Source organism: Frankia sp. AiPa1 (genome assembly GCF_023243075.1).
In the GTDB taxonomy this organism is placed as follows: domain Bacteria; phylum Actinomycetota; class Actinomycetes; order Frankiales; family Frankiaceae; genus Frankia.
Map to the genome: position 1 here is coordinate 1 of NZ_JALKFZ020000050.1, position 9,411 is coordinate 9,411.

6 protein-coding genes are annotated in these 9,411 nt (G+C 73.7%); 2 read left to right on the top strand and 4 right to left on the bottom strand.

Annotated features, from left to right (window positions below):
* The 3 genes from MXD95_RS06625 to cobT form a co-directional block, all read right to left on the bottom strand.
* Positions 1–3,620 (bottom strand): DUF4062 domain-containing protein (locus MXD95_RS06625; protein ID WP_250639654.1); only part of this gene is annotated, 3,620 nt, incomplete at its 3' end.
* Positions 3,621–3,771: 151 nt separating this feature from the next.
* Entirely contained in the window at positions 3,772–4,656 is an 885-nt protein-coding gene (locus MXD95_RS06630; RefSeq protein ID WP_250639659.1) for an adenosylcobinamide-GDP ribazoletransferase, read from the bottom strand.
* Positions 4,656–5,741: a nicotinate-nucleotide--dimethylbenzimidazole phosphoribosyltransferase gene (gene cobT / locus MXD95_RS06635; protein ID WP_250639655.1), complete on the bottom strand. Its 1,086-nt coding sequence runs from the start codon at positions 5,739–5,741 to the stop codon at positions 4,656–4,658. The genes MXD95_RS06630 and cobT overlap by 1 nt, the downstream gene beginning before the upstream one ends.
* Before the next feature lie 51 nt (positions 5,742–5,792).
* Here cobT and MXD95_RS06640 point away from each other — a divergent pair, with 51 nt between their 5' ends.
* Positions 5,793–6,002 (top strand): hypothetical protein, encoded by a 210-nt coding sequence (locus tag MXD95_RS06640; RefSeq protein WP_250639656.1) that lies wholly within the window; start codon positions 5,793–5,795, stop codon positions 6,000–6,002.
* Positions 6,003–6,056: 54 nt separating this feature from the next.
* Here MXD95_RS06640 and gcvT read toward each other — a convergent pair whose 3' ends face one another.
* On the bottom strand, positions 6,057–7,154 hold the full coding sequence (gene gcvT / locus MXD95_RS06645; protein ID WP_250639657.1) for a glycine cleavage system aminomethyltransferase GcvT: 1,098 nt from the start codon (positions 7,152–7,154) through the stop codon (positions 6,057–6,059).
* 166 nt (positions 7,155–7,320) lie between these two features.
* Here gcvT and MXD95_RS06650 point away from each other — a divergent pair, with 166 nt between their 5' ends.
* Positions 7,321–8,979, top strand: coding sequence for a leucyl aminopeptidase (locus MXD95_RS06650; protein ID WP_250639658.1), 1,659 nt, complete (start codon positions 7,321–7,323; stop codon positions 8,977–8,979).
* The last annotated feature ends 432 nt before the right edge of the window (positions 8,980–9,411 follow it).

The following is a 9,411-nucleotide window of genomic DNA, read 5'->3' on the forward strand; positions in this document are numbered from 1 at the left end:
GGCACCGCACCTTCGACCGGCACCGCACCTTCGACCGGCACCGCACCTTCGACCGGCACCGCACCTTCGACCGGCACAGCACCTTCGATGGGCACGATGCCTTCGACGGGCACGGCCCGGGCAACGGGTGACGCGGAGGCGGCAGGCAGGGGGCGGACGACGACCACGCCGCGCATCTGCTGCTCACGCCCAGCCGCGGACGGCAACGGCAGGTCAACGTCGGTGGACCACAATCGGATCGTCCCGTACCGACCGGACGCCGCCACCCAGGTTCCGTCGGGCGCCAGCGCGCAACGTCGGCTGCCGACCGCACCCGTGAGGTTCGCCCGGTGCGATCCGTCCGCGATGTTCCAGAGCCGGATGGCACCCTCCCAGCTCGTCGTGACCAGCAGGACCCCGTCGCGGCCCACCGCAGCGGCCCGGATCGCTCCCGCCTGGTCGCGGAGCATCCCCAGCTCGCGCCAGGGGCGGGACGTCTCGGAGCCGGATTGCGCGGAGATGGTCGGACCGACACCGGACGGCGTCTCTCCCGGCGGCCATGCGCCGACCGGCGCTACACCGGTCGGCACTGCACCGGTCGGCGCTACATCGGTCGGCACTACATCGGTCGGCACTACATCGGTCGGCACTATGTCGGACGACCAGCGGCGGAACGTGCCGTCCGCACCGGATGAGCCGAGCCAGGTGCAGTCCGAGGGGGCGGTCAATGACAGCACCGGGCCGGAGTGGCCGGTCAGCATGCCGTTCTGGTGGCCGGTCACCGGATCGCAGATCCGGATCACTCCGTCGTCACCCGCGACCGCGATCCAGCGGCCGTCCTCGGCCGCCAGGCAGCATCGTAGGGGGCTGCCGGCGATGCTGATGGCGAAGACCGCCGCGCCGCTGTGCACGTCCCAGCAGCGCAGGCTCCCGTCCACGCCCACCGCGACAACGCGGCGTCCGTCCGGGGTGAACGCGCAGGCCGTGACCTCGCCGGCGTGCCCCCGCAGCACCTGTCGCGTCGACGATGACCAGCCATCCTCGCCGTCCCCGCCAGACAGCATGCCCTGGCTGTGTGGCGGGCCCCCGCCGGATGCCCCGTCGTCCCAGTCCGACGGGACAGCCCAGAGTCGGACCGTGCCATCCGCGCCGGCTGCGGCTACCAGGGTGCCATCAGGCGAGAAGGCGCAGGCATGCACCTCTCCGGCGTGCCCCCGCAGGATCCGCCGGCCCTGCCCGTCCGGGACCTGCCACAGCTGCACGGTGCCGTCCGAGCCGGCGGAGGCGAGCATGGTGCCATCGGGGGCGACCGCGAGACCGGCTGCCCGGCCGCGGTGGCCGACCAGCGTACGCAGCAGCGCCGGATGCGGCTGGTCGGGCCGGGGCCAGCGGCCCGACAGCCGGGGTGGGGGGACGTGACGGGCCAGCGCGCGGCGGGCGGCGGCAAGCTCGGGGCTGCCGTCGAGACGGCTGAGCAGGATCGCGCCGAGCGCCGCCGACGGATCGGTGGGTGCGAGCAGATGGGCGTTCTGCCGGATCATCCGGTGTAGCGCCTCAAGCCGGGAGTCGTCCGGGCGGGCCGCGGCGGCGAGCGCGAGATCTGCCTCCAGCGCCACCGGCCCGAGCTGCGGACGCCGCAGTTTCGCCAGCGCCCAGCGTAGATCTCCCAGCAGCGCCACGGCGGCGCCCACCCGCCCCGCGCCGAGGAGATGGCCGACCAGGTGCGTCCAGACGTAGCCGGCGGAGTCTCCCAGCAGCCACCACGGATCCGCGTGCTCCACCGGACGCATGACGTCCGATGCGTCGTCCGGCATGGTATTCGCCGCCCGGGGCCCCGCCGACGGCGACGGCGACGGCGACGGCCCGTACGCGTGCGTCAGTGACGGCGTCGCGGGCGGCTCCTTGGATGAGGGTGCGGTGGTCGCGGGCAGGTAGGCATCGCCCAGGGCGTCGCAGAGGACTCCCTCGAGCTCGGCGAGCCGCGTCGCGCCGACCCGGATCCGTAAATAGCTGCGCAGCACGTCCTGCAACAGCAGGGACGGTGGTGACCGCCGGTAGGCGACGACCAGGGACAGGTCGGCGAGCTCCTGACAGAGATCGTCCACCTCGTCCGGGTCGAGGTCGCCGGTGCGCCCCCAGTAGACGTCGAGGATCTGCCGGGGAACCTCGACGTCCTCGGGGAAGACCGCAAGCTCGAGGTACCGCTGCAGGTGGTGGCCGGTGAGCAGGTCGAGGCTGGCGGCGAGGGTCGCCTCGACGGCTTCGGCCCGCTGGCCGGCGCGGGTGACGTCGAGGCCGGTGGGGCCGCGCCGTTCCATCCGGCGGCGTACCCGGTCGACGGCGCGGGCCGGGCTCATCCCGTCCCGCACATGTCGCACGAGCGCCCGGTTGACCAGGCTGAGCAGCACCGGCCACCGTCCGGTGTGCGCGAGCAGCCGCTCGACTCCCGGCAGATCGGCCGTGCCCCGGGCGCCGTCGCGCAGATCGGCCGTGTTCCGGGCAGGGTGCGGCAGGTCGCGCAGCAGCAGCGCCATCGCCTCATCGGCGCGCATCGCCGGTATCTCGACCATGTGGGCCCGCGGCAGCAGGTCGCGCAGTCGGGTGGTGACCAGCCGCACCGTGTTCGGACCGCCCTGCAGGAACGGCTCCGCCTGGGCGCGACTCCACACGTCGTCGACGACGAGCAGTCGCGCCTCGTCGGCCAGCAACGTGCCGAGATGAAATCCGGCCTGCTCGGGGTCGGACAGCGTCGGGCGTATCCCGGCCAGCGCCTCGCTCAGATCGTTGATCCGGTCGGCAAGCTGGGCTCCGCCGAGCGACTCCCCGACCGTCACCCAGAGCAGTCCCCCGCCGAAACGCTCCGCGATCTGTGGATGCTGACAGATCTCCCGGGCCAGCGTGGTCTTGCCGATCCCGCCGGTCCCGTGCAGCACGACCGGCTCCTGGGTCGCGCGCCCGACCGGTGAGGGCATGATCTCGGCGAGCACGGCGGCGGCGAGCGTCGGGCGGGGTACGAGCCCGCCCCGATCAGCCGGGACCATCCAGGGCACGGTGGGACGTCCGATGGCTGGACGTCCCGCGTTCGGCAGCTCGCCGGCCACCGCGAGAGACGCCCGCCGCTCGGCTTCGCGCAGCTTGACCAGCGCGTCGAGAACGGCGGTCTCCAGATCCCCGGCGCCGCGGAACCCGGCGGTGATGATGCCCGCCTCCCCCAGCCGGGCCCGGAACGCCCGCTGCCGCTCGGCGTGGGTCTCGTCGACGAAATCGCCGAACGGGACCTCGGCGTGGTAGTCGAGCAGGAAGACCAGCCGCGGGATCCCGGCGGCCGTCGCGGTGTCGAACTCGAGTTCCGTGTACGACACGTCCGGACGGCCCGGGACGGTCGTCCCGTACCTGAAAGCGATCAGCCCCAGGTAGACGTCAGATGAACGCACCGCCCGGACGCAGAACTCGGCCGGGTCCATATCGCGGGCCCCGAAGTACTCCATCTCGATGACCTGGTCGCCCGCGAGCGCCACGGCCCGCTCGGCCGCGGCGACGAACGAGCGCTCCCGCGGAAAGCCCCGCAGTTCGGCGGTATGGCTGAGGAACACACGCCGTGCGACGTCCGCACCACCGGGCGCATCCGCCGTTACCGCCACAACCCGGAACGTATCCGATCCTCACGGCATCCGACATCCACGACATCGACATCCACGACATCGGCCCGGCCACGGCATCGGCCCGGCCACGGCATCGGCCCGGCCACGGCATCGGCGCCCCAGCCACGGCCGGCCGCACCAGCCGGACCGGTCATCTCGGGTAGCCCTGCCATGGGGGCCGCCCCGGCGAGGTCGAGTCCACGCCGAACAGATGCAGGAACGAGGTCGGGTAGGACATTGCCATGAACACCATGGTCACCGTGGTGGTGAGTTCGACGAGGCCGCCGAGCACGTCGCCGGTCAGCCCGCCGAGGCGGCGCACGATGTAGAGCCGCAACGCCACGGAGACAGCGGTGCCGACGCAGACGGCCAGGACCCCGCGCAGGGCACGGTCAAGATCGCCACCGTCGTAGTCGAACCGCCCGGCCAGCGCCGCCAGCCCGCAGACGCCGAGAAAGGCCAGCACCGCGTCGCGAGCCCGGACCGAACCGGCGACGAGGGCGCCGAGACCGTTCGGATGTGCGGCAGGAGCTGCGCTGGCACAGGCGAGGGTGACGGCGAGCCGACCGGTCATCGTCGCGACCAGCATCGACACGGTCCCGCGGTGCACAGTGACCGCCGCGCTGAGTGCACTGACCTGCAGGATGACGACGAGCACGACGGACACCACCCCGAACGCGCCGACGGTCGGCTCACGCATGACGGCCAAGGCCCGCTCGCGCCCGCCGCCATGGTGCGCACCGAGCCCGTCGGCGAGATCGGCCAGCCCGTCCAGGTGCAGGCCACGGGTGGTCAGCGCCAGCACCGCGATGCCGGCCGCGGCGGGCAGCAACGTCTGGGTGCGGCTTCCCGGTGTGCCGGTGGAGATCCGCAGGCCGAACACGACCACGGCAGCGAGCACCCCGAGGACGAGCCCCACCAGCGGCGCGAGCGCCATCGCCCGACCAGCCGCCCGCCGGTCGAGCTGGTCGAGCCGCCGCGGCCCACGCACCGGCAGCACGGTGAGCAGGGTGAACGCGGTCCGCGCGGCCAGGATCACGTGGGGTCAGACTTCCCCGGCCCGTCCGGCCCGGTGCCCGGCTCGGACGGGCCGGGCTCGGCCTTCCCGCTCACGCCGGCCTGGTCGAAGGTGGCCATCTCGGCGAGCGTCGCCTGGGCGGCCCGCACCAGCGGGACGGCCAGCAGCGCGCCGGTGCCCTCACCGAGGCGCAGCCCAGCGTCGAGCAGCGGGGTGAGCCCGAGCGCGCCCAGCGCGTACGCCTGCGCCGGTTCCGGCGAGCGGGTACCGGCAACCCACCAGTTCTTGGCGCCCGGGGCGATCCGCTCGGCCGCGAGCGCCGCCGCACAAACGATCACCCCGTCGAGCACGACCGGTGTGCGCCGCACCGCCGCCTGCACCAGCAGGCCGGCGAGTGCCATCAGATCCGCGCCCCCGGCGACCCGCAGCACGGAGTGCGCGTTGTCCGCGAACGGCCGCCCGCGGCGCATCGCGTCCCGGATCGCCGCGGTCTTCACCATCCAGCGGGCGTCGTCGATGCCCGTGCCCCGGCCGACGACCTCGACCGGCTCTCGACCGGTGAGCAGCGCGACGACCGCCGCCGCGGGGGTCGTGTTCCCGATCCCCATCTCGCCGGGCACCAGCAGGTCAGCACCTGCGTCGATCTCCTCGTCGGCCACCATCCGACCCACGTCGAAGGCCCGGTCGCCCTCGGCGACGCTCAGGGCGTCACGCCGGTCGATCGGCTCGCTGGCCCGCCGGACCCGGTAGCGCTGCGGCGGTGAGCTGCCGTCCACCCCGCCGGGCGTGGTCGGCTCCGGCGTGTCGACGGCGACATCGACCACGCGCACCTCGGCGCCGGCCTGACGGGCGAGCACGTTGACGGCCGCCCCGCCCGCGGCGAAATTCGCCACCATCTGCGCCGTGACATCACTGGGAAAGGCGGACACCCCGGCACCAGCGATGCCATGATCGGCGGCGATGACTACCGCCCGCACCCGCGTGAACGGCCGCGGCGGGCACGCCCCCTGCGCCCCGGCGATCCAGACGGACAGCGCCTCAAGCCGCCCCAACGCCCCCGGAGGCTTGGTCAGCTGCCCCTGCCGCGCCAGGGCGGCTGCCATCGCAGCGCCATCCAGCGCCGGCACGGCCGGCACCACGCGCGCGGCCTCGCTGTGGACGGCCTCACCGAAGGCGCCGGCCTCACTGTCGCCCGTGTCAACGCCGCTGCCGACGGCAGCAACCACACTACTGCCGGCATCACCGTCCGCTTCGCTGCTATCCGCTTCTATGCCGTCCGCTTCTATGCCGTCCGCTTCAGCGCCGGCCCTGCTGGGAACATCGCCACCGGCGGCATGAGAATCCACGACACCCTTACTACCTGATCCCACCGACAACCCCTCGAGCCGCCCGCACGACCGATCATCAAGCGGCGATCACTAGCGCGGCGAGGACGGGACGAACGGCGGGCGCACGACGGTCATCGGACTCGGGCGGCCGCGGACGTCGACGTGGACGGTGTCACCCTCGGCAACACCGCGATCCAGCAGGGCCAGACCGATGCCCTCACGCAGCGTCGGGGAGAAGGTGCCACTGGTAACCTCGCCGATCGGGTCGCCGGCCGACGAGCGCACGGTCATGTGCGCGCGGGGGATCGCCCGTCCGGTGGCGCGCAGTCCCCAGAGCAGGCGGGCAGCGCCGGCCTCCCGCTCGGCAACCAGCGCCGCACGGCCCCAGAACGACGGCTTTCCCCACCCGACGGCCCAGCCGGACCGGGCCTGCACCGGAGTGATCGACGCGGACAGGTCCTGCCCGTGCAGCGGATAGCCCATCTCGGTGCGCAAGGTGTCGCGGGCGCCGAGGCCCACCGGCGACGCGTCGAACTTCTCACCGGCCGTGAGCAGCGCGTCCCACAGCGCAGGTGCATCCGCCCAGCGCGGCAGCAGCTCGTAACCGCGCTCGCCGGTGTAACCGGAACGGCAGACAATCACCGGACCGCTCTGCCAGCTCGCCTCGACGAAACTCATGTACGCCCCGTCCACCGGCAGTCCGAGTGCGGCGACCAGATCGGGGGCGGCAGGACCCTGCACAGCGAGCACCGCGAGGTCGGTGTGCCGATTGGTGACAGTGATCTCCGGCGGAGCCGCGGCAGCCAGGCGACCGACGACCTCGGCGTTGTTCGCCGCGTTCGGGACGAGCAGCACGCGGTCCGGCGAGATCAGATAGGCGATCAGGTCGTCGACGACCCCGCCGTCCTCGGCACAGCACAGGGTGTACTGGGCCTGACCCGGCGTGATGCGGCCAAGGTCGTTCGTCAGGCTGGCGTTGACGAACGCGGCGGCACCGGGACCGGCGATCTCCGCCTTGCCGAGATGACTGACGTCGAACACTCCCACCGCCGTCCGCACAGCCTGGTGCTCGGCGAGGACCCCCCGCCCGGCGTACTCGATCGGCATCTCCCAGCCGCCGAAGCCCGCGAGCTTCGCACCGAGCGCGACATGACGGTCGTACAGCGGAGATCGACGCAGCTCTGCCATGCCCCTGAGCCTAGTGGGCATCCCCGCGAGGTCCGTCGGCGATCGGCGAGGCCAGATCGGCCACCGGCGGATAAGCGAGAGGCGGATCAGCGAAAGGCGGTGAGGCGCCGCGACAACGGCCGGACCACAGCCGGCCACGCGCCGTCCCGTTCAATACGCTCACCGCATGACCAGCATCGCGCCCAGCGCCACCCGCATCGCGCCCAGCGGGACAGCCCTCGTCGATCTCGCGGTGGACGCGGTGGTGATCGGCACCACCTCCGGCCCGGCGGACGTCAGCGCGCACGCCTCCGGCGCGGGTGGCTCCGGCGCGGGTGGCTCCGGCGCGGGTGGCTCCGGCGCGGGTGGCTCCGGCGCGGGTGGGGTGGTGGTCGCGGCCGGTGCCGACGGGCTGGACGAGGCTCTCGCCGGACGGCTCGTGAGTGTCCTTTCGTCCCTGGGCGCGACCGGCAAGGCCGGGGAACTCGTCCAGTTCGCGAGCCTTGGCGCCGTGGGTGCGGCCACCATCGTCGCGGTGGGCCTGGGGCCGAGCCCGTCACCGGCGGCCCCACTGGACCCGGAGGTGTTGCGGCGTGCGGCCGGCGCCGCCGTGCGCGCCTGCGCGGGCCGCACGAGCGTCGCCCTGGCCCTCGCCGCCGCGCCCGGCTCGGTCACCGCCGAGTCGGTGCGGGCGGTGGCCGAGGGTGCCCTGCTCGGCACCTACACGTTCGACCGCCTACGGACGGTCTCGGCGCAGGGGCGGCCGGTTCCCGTGAGTGAACTCACCGTCGTCGTGGGAGAGCAGGATCTGCCCCTCGCGGCGGAACAGGTCGAGCGGTCCGTGATCACCACCGAGTCGGTCCGGCTGGTCCGGGACCTGGTGAACACCCCGCCGAGCCATCTGTCCCCCGCCCTGCTGGCCGACCTTGCCCGCGAGCAGGCGGAGGCGGTCGGCGTCAGCGTCGAGGTGCTGGACGAGACGGCGCTTACCGAGGGCGGCTACGGCGGCATCCTCGGCGTCGGGCAGGGCTCGGTGAACCCGCCGCGTCTCATCCGGTTGGAATGGCGCGGCGACGATGCCGAGCATCCGGCGATCGCGCTGGTCGGCAAGGGCATCACCTTCGACTCCGGCGGCCTGTCGCTCAAGCCACCGACGGCGATGGAGTGGATGAAGACCGACATGGCGGGCGCCGCCGCGGTGCTGGGCACCGTGCTCGCGGTCGCCCGGCTGCGGCTGCCGATCACCGTGGTCGGCTGGCTGCCCAGCGCGGAGAACATGCCCTCGGGCGAGGCGATCCGCCCGTCCGACGTGCTCACGATGCGCGGCGGCAAGCGGGTCGAGGTGCTCAACACCGACGCCGAGGGCCGGCTCGTCCTCGCCGACGCGCTGGTCCGTGCCGCCGAGGAGTCCCCCGCGCTGATCGTCGACGTCGCCACGCTCACCGGCGCCCAGATCGTCTCACTGGGGCAGCGCACCAGTGGGCTGATGGGCCGCGGGGAGGCCGTCGACGCGGTCGCGGTCGCGGCGGCCCGCGCCGGGGAGAGCGTCTGGCCGATGCCGCTGCCGCCCGAGCTGCGCAAGGGCCTGGACTCGACCGTCGCCGACATCGCCAACGTCCCGCCGGGCGGCAATCGGGACGGCGGGATGCTGGTGGCTGCCCACTTCCTCGGCGCGTTCGTCGCCGACGACGCCTCCTGGGCACACCTCGACATCGCCGGTCCGTCGTGGCACGGCGGCGAGCCGTACGGCCACACGGCCAAGGGCGGCACCGGCGTGATCGTCCGTACCCTCGTCCAGCTCGCCGAGGACCGTGCCACCCGCGGCACCGCCACCGATCCGAACTGACCGGCGCACCCGGCCCGAGCCGCACCCCGCCCGGCCCACGGCCAGCCCGCCCGGCCCGGCTCGGCCCATGCCCGGCTCGGCCCATGCCCGGCCTGATGGTGCTCGGCCTGATCCGCATCTGGTCCGGTCTGGCCCGCACCTGATCCGGGCGCGCGACGCAACGCACTTACCCATCCGAGCAGGGCGCGGGTAGCGGCGTGAAAGACTGGGCTCGGACCGACGTGATGTGGAGTGTCGTGGCCTGAAACGCCGGCCCGCCAGGGGACGTCCATACCGGCGCCACAGTCGCGCCCGGGATGGCCACTGTCCTGGGCTCGACAGGCCGTGGCAGGGCTGCGGGGGGGGGGGGGGGGGCGGCGGGCCCCCCCCCCCCCCCGCCCCCCCCCCCCCCCCCCCCCCCCCCCCCCCCCCCCCCCCCCCGCCCGCACCCCC

Excerpts from the sequence above, each read along its gene's own strand:
- gcvT (WP_250639657.1), bottom strand. The coding sequence starts at position 7,154 with ATGGCAGAGCTGCGTCGATCTCCGCTGTACGACCGTCATGTCGCGCTC.
- cobT (WP_250639655.1), bottom strand. The coding sequence starts at position 5,741 with ATGGCAGCCGCCCTGGCGCGGCAGGGGCAGCTGACCAAGCCTCCGGGG.
- MXD95_RS06650 (WP_250639658.1), top strand. The coding sequence starts at position 7,321 with ATGACCAGCATCGCGCCCAGCGCCACCCGCATCGCGCCCAGCGGGACA.